Here is an 18,643-nt window from a genome sequence, read left to right as displayed (position 1 = left end):
ACAGCTCCAGCAAATGGACGCTCGCACCCTTCCCGATGTTGTCGTGAACATGATGAGAGACACCGAGGATGAGGACAATCTCAGGGAATTTCAGAAGGTCTACGGTACGACCGTAAATCGGGGGGAACTCTTTGCCCCGTTGCGGTCGCAAGCTGTTCCCGACCCCCTCTCAGGGGGCAATCGAATACCTGAAGGCCAATCCGCAGAGCCACCGCGAGTTCGATAAGAAGTTCGGGGCATACGCATCGTCGTATTACGCCCCTTACGATGATCCGTACTCGTTCAGGTAACCCCTACCGCCCTCACTCGCTCACGCGGGTGGGAGCTTCCCCTTCACATCATCAACCGCCATCGGCCCGCCATCGTGCGGGCTTCGTCGTCTCTGGAGAACCGTATGGAAGTTCAGTCCACGTACATGACCCGCGAACAGGCTGCCGCGTTCCTGCATGTTCAGCCCAAGACCCTCGCCAACTGGGCCAGCCAGAGCAAGGGGCCAAAGTTCAGGAGGCCAGGGGGCAAGGTAGTCCTGTACACCCGCTCCGACCTGGAAGCATGGGTGAACGGGGCATGTCAGTAAGGTGCCCCGCCTCCCCCGAAATCCCCGCTGAAAACGTACTATAGGCGTATTCAAGGCCCGAATACGCGAAGCGCTCAACCTTGCGACCGGCTCTAACTAACTGGTTTTCTGTGGAAAAGTTTGGAGCGGGTGAAGGGAATCGAACCCTCGTCGTAAGCTTGGGAAGCTTCTGCTCTACCATTGAGCTACACCCGCACACCAAGGTACAATCCTTGTTCGAGGACAGGATCTATACGGTCAGCCAACGTTCTTGGCAAGGCCATAAATAGAAAGATACGGTGAATAGACATCATTCGATGTGGCCCGAGGATCAATCCGCCCTGATTGGAACAACAGAGCAGGGAATTCTCCAAGGCACAGACTCAACATGCAAGGCCGCTCTGATCATCAAACAAAAGCCTGCTTTTTGCTTGACACAACAAGCATGAACATGATCCGACAGTCAGGAAAACAACGTCCCCTGACGCCCGCGCACAGCCCAGGTGAAACAATGACCGATCCCCGGAGAGAAACATTGCGCTCTACACCGACCAGCACACTGTCCACGGTTCAGTCATCCGTCACACAGGGCGAGGCCATCGAACGCCCCTCACGACAGGATGCCGAGGAAGCTGTGCGCACCCTGCTGCGGTGGGCCGGGGATGATCCCACGCGAGAAGGACTGATTGAAACGCCTGCCCGCGTTGCCCGTGCGTGGGAGGAATGGTGCTCCGGTTATGGCAATGACCCCGAGGAATACCTGCGTCGCACCTTTGAAGAGGTCGAGGGGTACGACGAGATGGTTGTCCTTAAAGACATCACCTTCGAAAGCCATTGCGAACACCATCTGGCAGCCATTATTGGCCGGGCCCACGTTGCCTATCTGCCGGATCGGCGGGTTGTCGGTATCTCGAAGCTGGCCCGGATTGTGGATCTGTATGCAAAGCGATTGCAAATTCAGGAAAAAGTGACAGCCCAGATTGCCGGCGCGATACAGGATGTGCTGGAGCCAAAAGGTGTTGCTGTCGTCATAGAAGCCAGCCACCAATGCATGACAACCCGCGGCGTTCACAAAACGGGTGTCAACATGGTCACCAGCCGCATGCTGGGAGCCTTCCGGGAAGACAGCGCCACACGGCGAGAATTTCTGGCCGTGATCAGCTCAACCCGCTGAAATCATATAGGGAAGAAGGATGATGGTGTCCCCGGCGGGATTCGAACCCACGGCCCCAGGATTAGGAATCCTGTGCTCTATCCAGCTGAGCTACGGAGACATACCACACGTCCTGCCCGATACGGGCAAGAACCGCGTCCTTATAACAGCCTGATCCACTTCTTTTCCAGTTTTTCTTGTCAGCCCTGCCCAAGCTGATTGGCAAACGTATCAACAGCGGCAACCAACGCACTGCGCAAACTGGCTTCCATGGCGGCATGACCACTGTCGGGAACCATGACCAGTGCACTGCCCGGCCACGCTTGGTTCAAGGCATATGCCGCACGCGGCGGACAAATCACATCGTGGCGCCCCTGTACAATATGGCAGGGCAGATGCCGTACGGTATCGAGACAATCCAGCAGCTGGTTCTCGGCCAAGAACCCCTTATGGATCATGTAGTGGGCCTCCAGTCTGGCAATGGCAAGACTGCATCTTTGCCCATCTTCACGAACAATCGACGGGATAAAAGGCAGGGGCACCAAGCGGGCACAGGCATCCTCGTACCGGGCCCACGCATCTGCTGCAGGCCCGTGAATGGCTGGATCTGGATCACAAAGGCGACGATACATTGCCTCCAGACAGACAGACCGCTCATCCTCGGGAAGAAATTCGTAAAAACAGCGGGCTGCTTCGGGGTAAAAATGCTGCATTCCGTTCAGAAACCAGTCTACCTCTGCACGTGTAAAAAGGAACACACCGCGCAAGACAAACCCCAGCACGCGACCGGGGTAAGCCTGTCCATAGGCCAAAGCCAGCGTACTGCCCCACGACCCACCAAACAGCAGCCAGCGATCAATCCCGAGAAAGACCCGCAAAGCCTCCATGTCATCAATCAAATGCCTGGTCGTATTGGCATGGATACAAGCATAGGGAAGGGAACGTCCTGCCCCTCTCTGGTCGAACAAGACAATACGATACCGTGATGGATTGAAAAACGTACGATGAACAGGCGCACACCCAGCACCCGGACCACCATGAATATAAACGACAGGAATACCTTCCGGATTCCCGCATTCCTCCCAATAAAGCTGATGACCATCACCAACATCCAGCAAGCCGGATGCATAAGTATCGACCAGATCATATGGCTTTCCACGCTTTCTGATATCAACAGAATCAACGTGGTGCTGGGTAGGTTTTGCGCACATCTCTTGGAGAATCCCCAGACCTGAACAGACCAGAAGCAGCACCACAGGTCCTGCCATCACGGCATCATACCAGAAAGGAGAGGCTATTCGTCTGGTATCAGGCCAACCTTGCGACCCAGATTGACAGCCGCAACCCGATTTCTGGTCCCGAGTTTCTCGAATATATTGGCGACATGGTTCTTGACGGTAGGCAAGGCTGTATCCAGAAGGCGGGCAATTTCCTTGTTGCTCTTGCCTCGCGCAATCAGGGAGAGAACCTCGCGCTGGCGGGGGCTGAGAGAAATATTGCCAAGCTCGGGCGGTATCCCATCATCTGGAAGGGCATCCGCCGGAAAGAAGTTCTCACCGGCCAGAATCTTTTCCAGGGCAGCAAGGATCTTGTTAATTGGAAAGGACTTTGGAATATAGCCCGTAGCACCGGCAGCCATGGCCGCCCGCATGTCATTCCGCCGCTCCGAAGCCGTCAACACAACAATGGCCAAGGCCGGATGGCTGGACCGAAGGTCTTTCAGGAGAGCCATACTCTCCATACCCGGCATGTTGAGATCAAGAACAGCAAGGTCAATATCCGGATGCGCCAGCACGGCTGCACGTGCAGAATCCCCGTCGAAGGCTTCCAGCACAACACCACAAAAAGCGCGCGCTTCCATCAAAAGGCGCAGCCCTTCGCGGAAAACGGCATGGTCATCTGCAACCATGACCTTGCCGCAGACAGTACCTGTCCGGTCACCCTCGACCTCGGTACCGGTATCGCCGTAACTTTTGCGCACCTGGTTGATGATCCCGACTCCCGAGCTGCCATGTTCGCTCACATGGAAAGGATTGCAGGGTCCTTGATGCCGCGCAAGGCTTCGGGTTAGGTCTGAAGGACTATTTTTCTGTACCGGAAAGAAACATCATGTTTTCGGGGTCTCTTCCCCAAGTCCTGTGCCTTCAGGTTGTTCTGTGCCTTATGTTACACATACCTGCACAGGCAGGCCCGAAAAGGTCGTGCGGGGTGTTCGGGGGCGTAGAAAACCTGCGATCCATTGCCCTTCAGGATGGCACAACCATCAAACTGGACGGCATAGACACCATCACAGACCCTGTCACGTTGCCCTACCTGAGAACCCTTCTGGATGGTGAGCGTATATGCATATCGGCCTCCCCCCCCTTGCCGGATCGGCATGGAAGGCTCTCGGGTGATGTCTACAGGGAGCGTGACGACCTGTGGGTACAAGAACAACTGGTCCTGTCCGGCCTGGCCTTTGTTGTGCCAACACCCGGCGCCGGCGAATCGGCGCGAAAACTTCTGGGTCGCGAATCCGGAACCCGCATGAAAGACCGCGAACAGTGGCAACAGGCCAAGATCCTGAAGCAAGCCGATACAGTCGGGCAGGATGACCAGGGAACCTTCCGGATTGTGGAGGGTATAGTGCGTCGTACAACCCGCACAAACAAGGGAGCCTATCTGGATTTCGGAGCGGACTGGCGCACTGATTTCTCTGTCTTTCTGCCACCGGCAACAACCAGACGGCTGGAAAGGGCGGGCATGACCCTCCGTAAACTGTCCGGACGGAACGTGCAGATCCGGGGCTATATTGAAAAGCGCGCAGGTTACCTCATCACCCTGACCGAACCAGATTTTCTGCAAATATTGCCGTCAGCAGGCTTGCCTTCACTGGCACGGGCAGTAGACTGACGCCCACATTCTGGCATGGACATCAATACAAGCCGAGCGCATGCATACTTGGAAACCATATATTATCTTGCCCTATCTGGCCGGGGACTCATCCCGGCCTTACTGTAATCTGGCTGTCCGCCCCTGCCCCCTGACGGATACACACTGCTGATGCTCTATTTTTCAAAGATAAAAACAACACTGGTCATTACGATCTGCCTGGTCGGTATTCTTCTTGGCCTTCCCAACCTGTTTCCGGAACAGGACATGCCATCATGGATGCCCGATACCCGGATCAATCTGGGCCTGGATCTGCGCGGCGGGTCCTATCTTATGCTGAAGGTCGATCTGGACACGCTGTCACAGGAACGGGTCGAAGGCACCGTGGACAGCACACGCAACCTGCTGCGGGATGCACGGATACGCTATACAGGGCTGGGTGTTGATGGTGGAACCGTTCGCTTCGACTTGGTGGATGCAGGGCAAAAAACCGCTGCCCTCGATGCCTTGGGAAAACTGGATTCTGCCGTCAGTGTCGGGGGAACAGCCTACCGGGATTACGAGATTGAGGCCGAGGGAACCCGCATTGTGCTGCGTCCCAATCCGGCAGCCATGCAAGAACGGGCACGGCAGGCCGTCGGACAATCGATCGAGATTGTCCGGCGGCGTATCGATGAACTTGGTACGCGGGAACCCATGATTGCCCGGCAGGGCGAAGACCGTATTATTGTCCAGCTTCCCGGTGAGTCAGACCCCGGCCGGATCAAGGCCCTGCTGGGGCAAACCGCCAAGATGAGCTTTCACATGGTCGGTGACCAGACCCTGCGTCCGGGTACACCCGCCCCACCCGGTTTCCAGTGGCTGCCCATGACGGACACCGGACGCGGACCATCGCACATTGTGATACGGCGGCAAGCCGAGGTTGATGGGTCTCACCTGACCGATGCCCGACCAACTGTTGACCAGAGAACCGGCGAATGGCTTGTTACCTTTGCCTTCAACGACTTTGGCGGACGCCGCTTTGCTGATATCACCACACGGCATGTCGGCAAGCCCTTTGCGATTGTTCTGGACGGAAAGGTTATTTCTGCTCCGGTGATCCGGGAGCCCATTGTCGGGGGACGGGGGCAGATTTCCGGCTCCTTCAATGCGGCTTCCGCCAATGATCTGGCTGTCCTGCTACGGGCCGGGGCCCTGCCTGCGCCTCTGACCGTTGTCGAGGAACGGACTGTGGGGCCGGATCTTGGCGCCGATGCAATCCGTGCCGGCATGATTTCCCTGACGGTCGGCTTTGGCTTGGTCATCACCTATATGGCTGCCGCGTATGGTCGCTTCGGTCTCTATGCCAATATGGCCTTGCTGGTCAACCTGGCCATGGCCATCGGGGCGCTGTCTGCCATGGGAGCCACCCTGACTCTTCCCGGAATCGCCGGCCTCCTGCTGTCTCTGGGCATGGCCGTTGATGCCAACATCCTGATCAATGAGCGTATCCGCGAGGAAACACGGCGGGGCAAAGTTCCGGCCGGAGCAATCGAAACCGGGTTCAGACGGGCCTATGCCACGATTGTCGATGCCAATGCGACCACCCTGATCAAGATGCTCTTGCTGTATATGGTCGGCGTAGGGGCTGTTCGGGGTTTTGCTGTGACGATCAGTCTTGGCATCCTGATCTCGATGTTCACAGCCATCCTGCTGGTGCGGATGCTGATCGTCCGGTGGCTGAGATTACGCCAGCCGACCGAGCTGCATCCCGGGCGTCGCCTGCGGTTTGTTCCCGATGATACCCGTATTGCCTTTATGAAAGGCCGCAACATTGGCCTGGGCCTGTCGGCAGCTCTCAGCTTGGCCTCTGTGGTGCTGTTCTTTACTCCGGGACTGAACTACGGCGTGGATTTTGCCGGTGGAACGGTTGTGGAGATCCGAACTCCTGAACCGGCAGATTTCGGTACGCTGCGGACCAACCTGGAGAAACTGGGCATAGGGCCGGTTAAACTGCAACATTTTGGCAGCGACACGGACATTCTGGTCCGCCTGGAGCGTCAGAGTGGCGGCGACAAGGCGCAGGCCGCTGTTGTGGAAACCGTACAGTCTGCCCTTCAGTCTGATATTCCGGGCACCATCATCCGGCGCGTGGAGAACATCGGTGCCTCGGTCAGCGAGGAGCTGTTCCGGGATGGTATGCTGGCACTGGGCCTGGCGGCCATTGCCATGCTGCTCTATATCTGGTTCCGGTTTGAATGGCCGTTTGGCGTTGGTGCCGTGGCAACCATGCTGCTGGATGTCACCAAGGTTGTCGGCTTTTTTGCCCTTACCGGCATCGAGTTCAACTTGCCCGCCATTGCCGCGATCCTGACCGTGATGGGCTTTTCCATAAATGACAAGGTGGTTGTCTATGACAGGGTCCGCGAGAACCTGCGTATCTACAAGGCGATGTCTCTCCGGGAGCTGATCGACCTCTCGATCAACGAGACCCTGAGCCGTACCGTTGCCACGTCCTTCTCCACCCTGCTGGCCATCCTGCCACTGGCGCTGTTTGGCGGCGAATCCCTGCAACCGTTCGCCTGGGTTCTGTTGTTCGGGATTATCCTGGCGACAAGCTCCTCGATCTTCATCGCGGCACCGATTCTTCTGTATCTCGGCGAGGAGAGACTGCGACAACCCCAAGATGACGGGGACAATACATCCAAGAAAAGTACTGCGTACGATCTGGGGGGATTCGTACCGTCGGAAGAGCGGGAAACCACCAAAACCTGACCGGATGGCAAGGCCATGCCGCCTGAATGGGGCAAGGGCGGCATGGCGACAGGATCCGGTATAATGGAGCCTTCATATGAAACCTGTTTTTGTCATGATCAAATGTAACCCCGGGCAGGCGTACCGGGTTGCGGGGCAAGCCGTGGAAAAAATTTCCAACATCTCCGAGATCTACTCCATATCAAGCGCTTATGATCTGATGGCAAAGTTTTATCTTGAGGATGAGACCGATACAGGCCGCTTTGTCACCGAGCAGGTACAAACCCTGTCCGGGGTTGCCGATACCTTTACAGTGATCACCTTCAATGCCTTTACCGTACCGCAGCACGGGAAAAAGTAGGATCCTGATACAGCTGAACAGGTCGCCCGTACTATAGGGGCTTGCGGCGGACTGGCGGTGGGGTTACCTATGTGCCCCTCGGTTCCCTGAACACATCTGGTTTTATCCATGCTGGATCATGATGCAGCCTTGGTGCTGTTCTCCGGCGGTCAGGATTCGGCGACATGCCTTGCCTGGGCTCTGGAACGCTATACACGGGTGGAAACTGTCGGCTTTGACTACCGACAGCGCCATGCCATTGAACTGGAAGTTCGGCACAGCTTCCGGGAATCCATTGCGTCCCTGCACAAGCACTGGGGCAACCGGCTTGGCGTGGACCACCGCATCGACGCCCGTTCACTGGCGGATATCAGTCAGACCGCCATGACAGAAACCGTTGCCTTCCGCACGGGGTCCGACGGACTTCCCAATACATTCGTGCCAGGCCGCAATCTTTTGTTTCTGACCTATGCCGCAGCCATTGCCTACCGGCGCGGAATACGCACCTTGGTCACCGGCGTTTGCGAAACTGATTTCTCGGGGTACCCGGATTGCCGTGACGATACTCTGAAAGCGATGCAGGTTGCCCTGAATCTTGGCATGGATTGCCGCTTTGTTGTCGAAACTCCACTGATGTGGGTCGACAAAGCCGGTACGTGGGCAATGGCCCATGATCTGGGCGGCGGACAGCTTGTAGATCTGATCCTTGAGAAAACCCACACCTGCTATGCCGGCGACCGCGATCATCGCCACCCGTGGGGCTATGGATGCGGTACCTGCCCGGCGTGCGAACTTCGGGCACGAGGGTGGGATGCATGGCAGCAGGCTGCCCACCGATGACCTATAGCATCAAGGAGTTGTTTTATACCCTTCAGGGCGAAGGAGCCCAAAGTGGTCGGGCTGCTGTCTTTTGCCGCTTTTCCGGATGTAATTTGTGGAGCGGACGAGAACAGGATCGCAGCACGGCAACATGCTCTTTCTGCGACACCGACTTTGTTGGAACCAATGGAACCGGAGGAGGTAAATTCACCTCTGCCCGTGCGTTGGCCCACGCGGTTCGCGCATGCTGGGATCAAAACGCCGGACTGGGCGGTACTCCCTATGTTGTCTGCACAGGAGGGGAGCCTCTCCTGCAACTGAACACATCCCTCGTCCAAGCTTTCCATGAAGCCGGCATGGAGGTTGCCGTGGAAACAAACGGCACCCAAGACCCCCCGCATGGAATAGACTGGATCTGTGTCAGCCCCAAAGCCGGTTCCAACCTGGTTCTGACGCAAGGCGACGAGCTGAAGGTGGCCTGGCCTCAACAGGGGCTGGACCTTGTGTATCTGGCCGGGCTGAAATTCCGGCATTTCTTTTTGCAGCCGATGGATGGTCATGCGGCAACAGAGTCACTCGCAACCTGCATCCAGACATGCCAACAGCTCCCTCAATGGCGTCTGAGCCTGCAAATACATAAACTGACTGGAATTCCGTAATGAGCGACGGCCACCATTTTCTCATCACCCGTCGTATCGGCATTGATGCCGGCCACCGGATCATGCGACACGGATCAAAATGCAGGCATATCCACGGGCACCGTTACGAGGTGGAAGCCATCTGCCACGCATCCTCTCTTCATCGGGGCGGAGAACAGGACAGTATGGTTCTGGACTTTGGCTTCCTGAAAGAAGAGATGATGGCCGTCATCGATGCGTCCTGCGACCACGGCTTTATCGCCGAAGTGTCGGATACAGATCTCCTGTCCATGTTCTGTCCTGCCGGAAAGGAACAGGGCGAATGGATGGCAGGGTTAGAGAAGGCTGTTTCACGGGATGGCTTTGTCGTGACAACCAATACACATCTTGCAACCCGTCTGTACATCATACCAGAAGCCCCAACAGCTGAAGCCTTGGCACGGCACTGGTATCAACGCTTGCAGGACAGGGTACAAATACGCAGCGAGGGGCTGGCTGTCCTGGAACGCATTGTTGTGTGGGAAACACCAAACTGCCGGGCTGAGTACAGCGAACAAAAAGCGGGAGTACAGCGTTAGCCGCACTCCCGTTCCAACTTACGGGGAAAGCGCGTTACTTGGTTCCGAACATGCGGTCACCGGCATCACCCAGCCCGGGTAGAATATAAGCCTGTTCATCAAGACGTTCGTCAAGGGCAGCAACATAGACACGCACACCGGCATGCTTCTTGTTGAAAGCGCGCATGCCTTCAGGCGCAGCAACCAGCGCAAGGAAAAGAATCTGCTCGTCGGGAATACCGCGCCGATTAAGAACATCAACAGCATGGGCTGCCGAGTTTCCCGTCGCCAACATGGGGTCAACCAGAATAAAGGTCCGCCCTTCACAGTCGGGAAGCTTGACGAGGTACTCGACCGGCATGTGGGTATCATGATCACGAGCCAAGCCAATATGACCGACACGTGCGCCGGGAACCAGCTCAAGAAGGCCGTCAGCCATTCCGTTACCAGCTCTCAGGATCGGAACAACAGCCAGTTTCCGGCCTGCAATAACCGGCGCATCCATGGGTGTCATAGGCGTATTGATTCGCTCATAAGCCAGTGGCAGGTCACGCGTGACCTCGTAGCCCATCAACAAGGCTATTTCTCTTAACAACTGACGGAATGTCCGTGTAGATGTCTGAACGTCCCGCATATGGGTCAGCTTGTGCTGGATCAGCGGATGATCGCAGATGAAAAGGTTCGGGAACTCGTCCGAGCGCTTCATGAGGTCCTCTGTGTCGTGATAGCAAGGCTGGCGCTGCTTATAACACTTTCTCATTCTAAATCATCAATTCAACCACGCTGCGACGTGGGGTCGGGGATGCGCTATCTGCATAGCCGACACGGGCCAGCATCTGTATACGCCGTCCGGGGATCGATAAAAGTGCGTGGAGGTCATCACACACACCGGCCACACCATCCCAGTCACCAAGCGGAGCCGAGAAAGGCTGCATGGCCAGACCTTGCGCAGCCGCAGCCAGATCAAGTCTGGCATAAACACGACCGGCCCTTATCTGATCATCGCGGCTGTCGCCATCTGTAGAAATCCAGACAAAGCTGTCTGCCTCTCCCACATAACTGACAGCATGCGAGAAAGCCCAACGGTTCAGCCATGAACCTGGTTCAGAAAAGGCATGTCGCCCATAGAACAAACGAACACCCCTGCCGGGCAGGGGTGAGGAGGGCACAACACCATCGCGGCATTCCGCAACTTCTTCCTTGGTCAAACGTAGAAAAGTTGATTTCTCCGCAACAAGATCCGCATTCATGCTTTCAAGGCGCATTGCTTCTATCACCAGCCCCTTCAGGCGCTCGAGCCCTGAACCACGATCGATCCAGCCAACGGACACCCCGCGGGCTGCACCTGCACCGGACAGAAAGGTATCACGAGACGAACGACTGATAGCCTGCCCCGTAAAAGCACCACGACACGTCCGGCGCTGACGGACTGCGGCAAAAAGGGGGGGTGGCAGAACAGCCGGATCACGGGACAGCGCAACCCGGGCAACAGGCTTCAGACGCATGTCATCACGTGTGGCATAAGGACCATCCGGGAACAGCGACAACGCGGGGCCCCATCCCTCGGCAGCAGCCGCCAGCACGAGAAGTTCCAGGAATGTACCCTGCCCCAATGTTGCCTGTCGCAAGGCAGGATCCGCACGAAAAGGAACACGATCCGCATCAGCCAGAAGCCAGAGGACATCATCCCCTTCAAGAGCAATCTTCCAAGGCTGGAGATTATAGGAACTGGGTGCCAGAGAAGCCCAACCCGCCAAACGAACCCGGATATCGGGGACAGACGGTGGCCCACGCCACCCCAGGTACGCCGTACCAGCAGAATCGGATTCACACCCTGCTGATAACAACAATGCAGGCACAGACGCCGCCAACCGCAACAACCGGCGGCGGGATATGACATCACAAGCGGCTGTAGCACATGTACCCATTCCGGTATGGTGCCTGCCATACCGGAATGGGGCAAGAGACATTACAAGCGTCGCTGAACACTCTGGTCACCACGGTCACGGGTGCATGCCATAAAGGCATCAACAACGCCAAGCATACGAACGGGATCCAAGGTCTTGCCATAACCGATCACAGCGCCTTCCACCGTACGCGCAAAGCACGTAGCCTGCACAGACGACCCGCCGTAGTCCCTGTCTTCGTTCAAGCCCAGAGAGACAAGCACAGGAGTTCCCGAAACTTTCCCATCAGAGCCGACAGGCACACGATAACGAGCTGTTCCGATGCAGCAGGCTGCACAGTCAGGAAGATCATCCAAACCCGTCAGGGTCTTGTCCATCGCCTGAAGCAAACCAACGGGCGTAATACTGACAGAGACAAGAATGCCGGAATGATCAACAACCGCCTTGTCAACACCGCCGTTACAGCGATCTCCACCCGCATACAGCCGCTGAATACTCAGAATTTCATCGCCTGCTCCTGATTGCTCATGCCGGTCAAAAGCCCAGACTGACCCCAGAGACCCGTTTCCACCGCCACTTTGATTCACAGCGGCAACCCAACGGCCATCAGGCAGAACCCCCGCATCAGACCAAGACGTCCAGGCCATGTCTCCATCTTTTGCAGCATCAGCACTCAGCCAGCCATGAACCTGGCTCTGAACCTCAACATGGGAATAGCCGCGGTTACAAGCGGCAACAGGGAACGGTAGAAGGTGTCCCTTGTCGTAATCCTCAAGCAAAACCGAGATACACGACGGATGAATGAAGCCTCGACCGGATTCTCTTGTTACCAGCCCGTCCACAGCGCCCGGTAACGGCATGTTGATACCCAGGTACTGGCGGTATGCGCTGACCAAACATGGCACCATCGACCAACGGGCACGCTCCCCAGGAGCACCGCCCTGCTGCGGAATCCCACAGTTCTGCACGGTGCTGTCGAGCCACGCCTTGTCATGGTGGCCCATACGACCATCCAGCTCCAGAAGAACGGGGTCTGAACACACAAGATGCTGAAAAGGCGTACGCGCCTTATTGCAGGGAAACGAAGCCATCGGCATAGCCGTTGCATGTTGTGTTACAGCAACAGAAAGGCATACCGTAAAAAGACAAGCCGAAAATAAAGATAAATCGCGAAACACGCTCTAACTTCCTTCTGTAAGGAGCCCTACAAGGCAATCGAAATATGGCCATATTTCGTGCACATCCGCACGTTACAATGCGGGCATCATGCATCCCGGACCATCCGAACGGAGCAATGTATCGTGATCAATTACAGGGAAAGTGTGACATCAAGCGCAGGGTCCCACCAAAAATACAGGGGGCGACAACGCAATCCGATTGCTCATGACGACCGAAACGCGTATCACACAGTGGCACTACAGCTCCTGTGCTATAAGCTTCCCGACCTGATTCTGCTGGAGATTCCTTACACCATGTTCCGCCTGATACGCTTGGTGCTGCTTGTCCCCGCCATTCTTCTGGCCCATGTTTCTACAGCCAGTGCCGGCGATGCAGCCGACGCCCGCGCTGTTCTGGCACAAGCGGTTGCTGTTGTCGAGCAGGTGAGAGCAGACGACAATTTTCGCAAGGATATGGATCCTTATCTGGCCCGGGCCCGCGCGGTCATGGTTATCCCGTCTTTCTACAAGGGTGGCTTTATTCTGGGCGGGGCTTATGGCTATGGTGTCCTGACCGTTCGTGACAGTGCAGGCACCTTCTCTCCCCCTGCTTTTTATTCCATGGCCGGGGGCAGCATCGGGCTGCAAATTGGCGGACAACGCGTCCAGAGTATTTTGATGATCATGACAGAAAAGGGACTGGAATCCATTTTGTCAGACCAGTTCAAACTTGGTGCCATGGCGGGAATCAGCGTTGCCACATTTGGCGCAAATATAGAAACAGCAACAACAACTAATTTAGAGCAGGATATCATCGCGTACGCACATTCACAGGGCGCATACGGCGGTGGCGCTATCGAAGGTGCCGCTATTTCTTTGCGGGAAGACTGGAACACTGCAATCTATGGTGCGACCGCAAATGACAGAGATATTCTGTTCCAGCGCCGCTGGCCATTGCCTGAAGCCGAGCCCCTGTACCGCGCGCTCCGTGTTGCTCCAACCACTGAAACATCCGGAAGCATAAGCGCAACGGAGTCGGAGAGCATGTCGCACAATCAGGATATGGAAGAACAAACCTATCCGGAAACATCAACGGCAGATAAGCCGATGCGCTTGGCACCTGTCCAGAAACAGGATTTGAACTAGGTCACGCAGAATGGACCCGGCAATATCAACGGCGGGCAACGTCCCGGGACACACGCTTCCTGACTGGCACATTCTCCGGATCGTCGCCTGCAAGGGTAGAGCCCAAAAAGGTGTTGATGTGCCCCAACCATACGGCATCATCTGCAGGAACACCAAAAGCATACGGAAACGTGACCATCGGCATCAACGGCCTGAGAGTGCAGGCCCAACCCGCTTCGTTCATTGTTCCGACCAAAGATTCATCATCAACAATCAACGCATCGGCCCTCCCGGCTCGCACCTCGTGCTCACCTCTGTGGCTGTTATCAACTTCCAGAATCTCGGCATGCGGCAGCGCTACCCTGACCAAGGCAGACAAGCCATTGCCGGCCTGGACAAGGACAACACGATCTTGGCTGTCAAGGTCAGACCAGCTCCCGATTCCAGGATCAAGGGTTCTGGCAATGGCGTAAATCTGACCAGTTCGGTATGGATTGGAAAGCTGAAAACCAGGCTCTCTCCCGGTCATCGCTACTCCAGCAACGATATCGCAGCGACCACTGTGAACATCCTGCCTCAACGAAGAAGGCGTGCTATCCACGTGGCGGAATTCCACGCCCAGATCGGCAGCAAGGGCACGGGACAAGGCGACATCGCGATCAGGCTGCCCAGCTTGATGGTATTCAGATACACCACAAGCGTGGAGAACGCCCTTGGCAAGAATGGTTTCAAGGCGACTGTTGGCAGCCACTACGGAGGAGCTCTCGGCCAGCCAAACAAAAGCCAAGGCCAGCAGGCAGAAAAAACGGCAGGGCCAGGATGCAGACACGCGAAAATCCCTCCGAAGGATGACTGTCCTGAACCAATAATGTCAAACCAGACCAACCTGATACAGTGGTCTTTGAGAACCATCCATCCCTGCAATACAGTCCACAAGCATGCAAACTGCTTTTGCCTGCCGCCAAGCTTGAACTGGGTGAAATATCCGTGACCAGATCAACTTACGCGGGAAGAACGGTCATCTGGATTGGCGGCATTGCCGTCTTGCTGTCCTGCATGGTCTCCGCATACGTTCTCTGGAACAGCCATTCCCAGAGTGAATCTTCGGTTCAGAATGCTCTCGAAACATCGGCTGTACTCCTTGAACGATCCATTACCCACGCCGTTGGCTCCGTTGACGTCATACTTACATATGTACAGTCCGGTGCCAGGGAAGCCCTCTCTTCCTCCATACAAAATCCATCTCCCTTGCTGCATCGCCTTGTATCAGAAAGCCTTCAGTCATCTCCCCACATCCGACAGGTTCTGATCATTGATGGTCGCAACACCATTCTGGCTGACTCGGCCAACCCGCTTTCAGCGGGACAAAGACTGTCTCCGAAGGTATATGGGCTGGAGCAAAGCGGGCCATTGAGCTTGGGGAGCCGCCTGAGAATCGGGCGGGCCAGCAGTGGCCGCTATATCGGTGTTGGCTCGATTCCGATTGATCTATCCTCAACAACAGCTGATGGCCCATGGGTCATTCCCGTCATGTTGGAAGACGAAACGAATACGTCCGATTCACGTCACGTTATTGCAGCTATGAACCCGGGCTGGTTCCTGGAAATGCTTTCTGCCGCGCGCCCCGGTCCCAATGGCGAGGCTGTTATAGCCCGTCTGGATGGTCCGGTTCTGGCTGCCTTGCCCCTTTACCTTGAAAATGGAACACCGTCCCGCAGTGCAATCATTGGTGGGATTCTAAGCCAAGAATCAGGAGCCACAGGTGCGAGCATCACTGAAAAACCATCCCTCTTGGGCCATAAATCCGGCCGGCATGTGAAGAGACTTTCAGATGTTTATCCCCTGTCTTTTGTTCTGACAGCCGTACAGGAAGACATCCAGGCAGCATGGCTGCTCAACAACCACCTCTTGCTGGTCTCAATGGTTCTGACACCGCTTGGGATAGGTCTCCTGTTCATCTTCCTGACACTGGATGTCAGAAACCAATACGCCCTCGGAGAACGCATTCGCCTGGTTGCCCAAGCTATGGAGCAAAGCCCTGCTGCCCTTATGATCACAAGCTCGGATGGGGCTATACTGTATGCAAATCAGTACTTTGCAGATATATTTGAGTACACCTTGGCAAACGTGGAAGGACGCAACCCACGCTTTCTGAAAAGCGGAAAAGTAGCGGACCACGTCTATAAAAACATGTGGAATACCATTACTGCCGGAAAAATTTGGCATGGTGAGCTTATCAACAGGACGCGGAGCGGAGAGAGCCGTCGTGTCGATACAACCATTTCTGCTGTTCATGACAGCAGGGGAAGAATAGCCTGCTATGTGTGTATTCAGTTCCTTGTTACAGATCAAGATGCAGGCGACGCCTCTTTGGTGACGTCCGACTGAATAACCCGACACCACCATGCCTCAAGCAACTGCCTGCCAGACAGGAAGAAAACAGGGACTGCAAAATAGATGCTTGCGTTGCAGCCCCTTTCCACTGATATAGTGCGCACGGAAGACTGGCGGCGGACGAACCCCTCGCCAACCGGGTCAGGTCCGGAAGGAAGCAGCCCCAACGAGTTTCCGGTTCGGGTCGTTGTCCAGTCTTCCGCCTTATTTCTGTCCTCTGCTTCCCAGGCATAATCAAGAGCGAGTTCCGTCGGATGACCGATGTATCCTGTCCAGATCCGGATCCGGCACAAACCACCGGGACCGCACAGGAATACAGGGTTCTGGCACGCAAGTACCGACCGACTGATTTATCGGGCCTGATTGGGCAAGATGTGCTGGTCAAAACCCTTTCCAATGCAATCGCAACCAACCGCCTGGCACAGGCTTGGATGCTGACCGGCGTGCGCGGTGTCGGAAAAACGACAACAGCGCGGATCATTGCACGGGCTCTGAACTGCATAGGACCGGATGGCAACACCGGACCAACTGTGACCCCTTGCGGTCTATGCACGCACTGTCAGGCCATTGCAGCCGATCGCCATGTTGACGTCACGGAAATGGATGCCGCAAGCCGGACCGGCGTCGGGGATATGCGGGATATACTGGAAGGGGTCCGCTATCGCCCCGCCAGTGCACGCTATAGAATCTATATCATTGATGAAGTCCATATGCTGTCCGGGGCAGCGTTCAATGCCCTGTTGAAAACCCTTGAAGAGCCCCCTGCCCACGTCAAGTTCATCTTTGCCACCACGGAAATTCGCAAGGTTCCTGTAACGGTTCTGTCACGTTGCCAGCGGTTTGACTTGAGGCGGATTGACGTTGAGACACTTTCCGCACACTTCCAGCGTATTGCCGGGCTTGAAGGAGTCACTGTAGATGACGAAGCCTTGGCACTCATTGCCCGGGCCGCGGATGGCAGCGTGCGGGACGGCTTGTCCCTGCTGGACAGGTCTATCGCCCACTGCGGTTCCAGTATCCATGCCCGACAGGTCCGCGACATGCTGGGCCTCGCAGACCGCGGGCAGACCCTGGACCTTCTGGAAATCGTACTGGAGGGGAATCTGCCACATGCACTGGAGGCTGTACAGGCGTACTATGCGGCAGGGGCAGACCCTGCCGTCATGCTGGAAGACATGCAGGGGTTAACGCACTGGCTGACACGCCTGAAAGCAACGCCCAACGCACCAGCTGATCATACTGTCCCGGCGGATATGGCCAAGCGCGGAACCGATATGGCGTCACGTCTGTCAATGGGGGTGTTGACCCGCACATGGCAGATGCTGTTGAAAATCCATGCGGAGGTCCGAACAGCAGCACAACCGCTTCAGGCCCTGGAAATGGGGATCATCCGCATGGCTTATGCGGCTGACTTACCTGCACCAGCCGATGTCATTGCCAAACTACAATCCACACCAGACAAAGCTTCCAGCCCTGCCCAAGCTTCCCCAACCGTACCCTCCCCGCGACAGCCGGCACCGGAACCCTTGAGAAGCGCAGGGGATCAAACCAGGCCGACACCTCATGCCCCGTATAGTACACAGACCGCGCTAAAGGCAGACCCTGTACAGGAGGACTGTACGCCTGTTGCCAGTGTAAAGTCCGTAGCGGCGACCGGACCTGAAACATTTGAGAAGATGGTTGCTTTGGTTGCTGCAAAACGCGAGGCTATACTGGGGTATCACCTTGAGCACACGGTGCACCCTGTGTTTTACGAACCCGGGCGCCTGGAATTCCGACCGGAAGACGAGACACCTTCAGACTTGGCAGGAAAACTGGCCCGCTGCTTGGGAGAATGGACGGGCATGCGGTGGGTCATCAGCATCTCGAGGGAGGCCGGTGAACCGACGCTGTTTGAAAAAACCATGACCGGCGTGCGTGCAGATCCATTGGTTCGGGCGACCCTGGAAACATTCCCGACAGCCAGCATCGGCACGGTTCGTGATCTTCCTGCCACACCAACGGCTGATGACACTGGGAACCCGGCACAACCGGAATCCTGAAACGGAGTTAAGAGTTATGAAAAATCTTGGCGGCCTGATGAAACAGGCCCAGATGATGCAGCAAAAAATGGCCGAAGTGCAAGCCAAGCTGGAAGAGATGGAAGTCACGGGCGTCTCTGGCGGGGGCATGGTCCAACTGACCCTGAACGGCAAAGGCGACATGCGCCGCATTGTGATCGATCCTGCTGCGATTGACCCAGACGACAAGGGCGTTCTGGAAGATTTAGTACTGGCTGCACATAATGATGCCCGCCAGAAGGTTGAACAAGCCATGCGCGAGGAAATGCAGAAAGTAACCGGGGGCCTGAACCTGCCTGCCGGCATGAAGCTGCCGTTCTGAAACAGACAGGA

The 18,643-nt window shown here is 56.1% G+C and carries 18 protein-coding genes, 2 tRNA genes and 1 other RNA gene; 13 read left to right on the top strand and 8 right to left on the bottom strand.

The features are described from left to right. Positions 1-394 precede the first annotated feature (394 nt). On the top strand, positions 395-577 hold the full coding sequence (locus tag HEQ61_RS06965) for a helix-turn-helix transcriptional regulator (RefSeq protein WP_168020184.1): 183 nt from the start codon (positions 395-397) through the stop codon (positions 575-577). Between the two features lie 121 nt (positions 578-698). Here the strand turns inward: HEQ61_RS06965 and HEQ61_RS06960 are convergent. Beyond that, positions 699-772 (bottom strand) — tRNA-Gly (locus tag HEQ61_RS06960). Positions 773-1,067: 295 nt separating this feature from the next. Here HEQ61_RS06960 and folE point away from each other — a divergent pair. Continuing rightward, entirely contained in the window at positions 1,068-1,730 is a 663-nt protein-coding gene (gene folE, locus HEQ61_RS06955; RefSeq protein ID WP_168020183.1) for a GTP cyclohydrolase I FolE, read from the top strand. A 23-nt stretch (positions 1,731-1,753) separates the two neighbouring features. Here folE and HEQ61_RS06950 read toward each other — a convergent pair. The 3 genes from HEQ61_RS06950 to HEQ61_RS06940 all read right to left on the bottom strand — a co-directional run bounded on the left by HEQ61_RS06950 (position 1,754) and on the right by HEQ61_RS06940 (position 3,690). Continuing rightward, a tRNA-Arg gene (locus HEQ61_RS06950) sits at positions 1,754-1,830 on the bottom strand. 79 nt (positions 1,831-1,909) lie between these two features. Then, positions 1,910-2,920, bottom strand: coding sequence for a prolyl aminopeptidase (pip, locus tag HEQ61_RS06945; RefSeq protein WP_168020182.1), 1,011 nt, complete (start codon positions 2,918-2,920; stop codon positions 1,910-1,912). Between the two features lie 83 nt (positions 2,921-3,003). Then, positions 3,004-3,690: a response regulator gene (locus tag HEQ61_RS06940; RefSeq protein WP_168020181.1), complete on the bottom strand. Its 687-nt coding sequence runs from the start codon at positions 3,688-3,690 to the stop codon at positions 3,004-3,006. Between the two features lie 128 nt (positions 3,691-3,818). On the opposite strand from HEQ61_RS06940, the gene HEQ61_RS06935 reads away from it, so the two are divergent. From HEQ61_RS06935 to HEQ61_RS06910, 6 genes are all read left to right on the top strand, one after another. Further along, the gene (locus HEQ61_RS06935; protein ID WP_168020180.1) at positions 3,819-4,601 is read left to right on the top strand and encodes a hypothetical protein; all 783 of its coding nucleotides are present in this window, start codon (positions 3,819-3,821) and stop codon (positions 4,599-4,601) included. A gap of 150 nt (positions 4,602-4,751) precedes the next feature. Then, entirely contained in the window at positions 4,752-7,334 is a 2,583-nt protein-coding gene (gene secD / locus HEQ61_RS06930; protein ID WP_168020179.1) for a protein translocase subunit SecD, read from the top strand. A gap of 76 nt (positions 7,335-7,410) precedes the next feature. Further along, positions 7,411-7,674 carry an Lrp/AsnC ligand binding domain-containing protein gene (locus HEQ61_RS06925; RefSeq protein WP_168020178.1) on the top strand — a complete coding sequence of 88 codons (264 nt, stop codon included), beginning with the start codon at positions 7,411-7,413 and terminating at the stop codon, positions 7,672-7,674. Positions 7,675-7,782: 108 nt separating this feature from the next. After that, positions 7,783-8,493, top strand: coding sequence for a 7-cyano-7-deazaguanine synthase QueC (queC, locus tag HEQ61_RS06920; RefSeq protein WP_168020177.1), 711 nt, complete (start codon positions 7,783-7,785; stop codon positions 8,491-8,493). After that, positions 8,469-9,131 carry a 7-carboxy-7-deazaguanine synthase gene (gene queE, locus HEQ61_RS06915; protein ID WP_415877252.1) on the top strand — a complete coding sequence of 221 codons (663 nt, stop codon included), beginning with the start codon at positions 8,469-8,471 and terminating at the stop codon, positions 9,129-9,131. Before queC ends, queE begins: the two co-directional genes overlap by 25 nt. Beyond that, positions 9,131-9,688: a 6-carboxytetrahydropterin synthase gene (locus HEQ61_RS06910; RefSeq protein ID WP_168020176.1), complete on the top strand. Its 558-nt coding sequence runs from the start codon at positions 9,131-9,133 to the stop codon at positions 9,686-9,688. Before queE ends, HEQ61_RS06910 begins: the two co-directional genes overlap by 1 nt. A gap of 34 nt (positions 9,689-9,722) precedes the next feature. On the opposite strand, the gene upp is transcribed toward HEQ61_RS06910, so the two are convergent. From upp to HEQ61_RS06895, 3 genes are read right to left on the bottom strand one after another with little or no spacing between them, the layout of a single operon-like run. Next, complete coding sequence (gene upp / locus HEQ61_RS06905; RefSeq protein ID WP_066132859.1) at positions 9,723-10,373, bottom strand: uracil phosphoribosyltransferase; 651 nt, start codon at positions 10,371-10,373, stop codon at positions 9,723-9,725. 55 nt (positions 10,374-10,428) lie between these two features. After that, positions 10,429-11,595: an Acg family FMN-binding oxidoreductase gene (locus tag HEQ61_RS06900; protein WP_168020175.1), complete on the bottom strand. Its 1,167-nt coding sequence runs from the start codon at positions 11,593-11,595 to the stop codon at positions 10,429-10,431. Positions 11,596-11,636: 41 nt separating this feature from the next. Continuing rightward, complete coding sequence (locus tag HEQ61_RS06895; RefSeq protein ID WP_168020174.1) at positions 11,637-12,665, bottom strand: hypothetical protein; 1,029 nt, start codon at positions 12,663-12,665, stop codon at positions 11,637-11,639. A 381-nt stretch (positions 12,666-13,046) separates the two neighbouring features. Here HEQ61_RS06895 and HEQ61_RS06890 point away from each other — a divergent pair, with 381 nt between their 5' ends. After that, positions 13,047-13,877, top strand: coding sequence for a lipid-binding SYLF domain-containing protein (locus tag HEQ61_RS06890; RefSeq protein ID WP_168020173.1), 831 nt, complete (start codon positions 13,047-13,049; stop codon positions 13,875-13,877). 25 nt (positions 13,878-13,902) lie between these two features. On the opposite strand, the gene HEQ61_RS06885 is transcribed toward HEQ61_RS06890, so the two are convergent. Further along, entirely contained in the window at positions 13,903-14,685 is a 783-nt protein-coding gene (locus HEQ61_RS06885) for a substrate-binding periplasmic protein (RefSeq protein WP_168020172.1), read from the bottom strand. A 158-nt stretch (positions 14,686-14,843) separates the two neighbouring features. On the opposite strand from HEQ61_RS06885, the gene HEQ61_RS11510 reads away from it, so the two are divergent. The 4 genes from HEQ61_RS11510 to HEQ61_RS06865 all read left to right on the top strand — a co-directional run bounded on the left by HEQ61_RS11510 (position 14,844) and on the right by HEQ61_RS06865 (position 18,632). Then, positions 14,844-16,244, top strand: coding sequence for a PAS domain-containing protein (locus tag HEQ61_RS11510; RefSeq protein ID WP_168020171.1), 1,401 nt, complete (start codon positions 14,844-14,846; stop codon positions 16,242-16,244). 111 nt (positions 16,245-16,355) lie between these two features. Continuing rightward, positions 16,356-16,453: signal recognition particle sRNA small type (ffs, locus tag HEQ61_RS06875), an RNA gene on the top strand. A 51-nt stretch (positions 16,454-16,504) separates the two neighbouring features. Then, entirely contained in the window at positions 16,505-18,292 is a 1,788-nt protein-coding gene (locus tag HEQ61_RS06870) for a DNA polymerase III subunit gamma/tau (protein ID WP_168020170.1), read from the top strand. Positions 18,293-18,308: 16 nt separating this feature from the next. Then, entirely contained in the window at positions 18,309-18,632 is a 324-nt protein-coding gene (locus HEQ61_RS06865) for a YbaB/EbfC family nucleoid-associated protein (protein ID WP_168020169.1), read from the top strand. Positions 18,633-18,643: the final 11 nt, after the last annotated feature.

This window comes from Haematospirillum sp. H4485, assembly GCF_012102745.1.
Classification (GTDB): domain Bacteria; phylum Pseudomonadota; class Alphaproteobacteria; order Rhodospirillales; family Rhodospirillaceae; genus Haematospirillum.
Note: the sequence above shows the minus strand (reverse complement) of the source record. Positions and strands in the feature narration are given on the sequence as shown.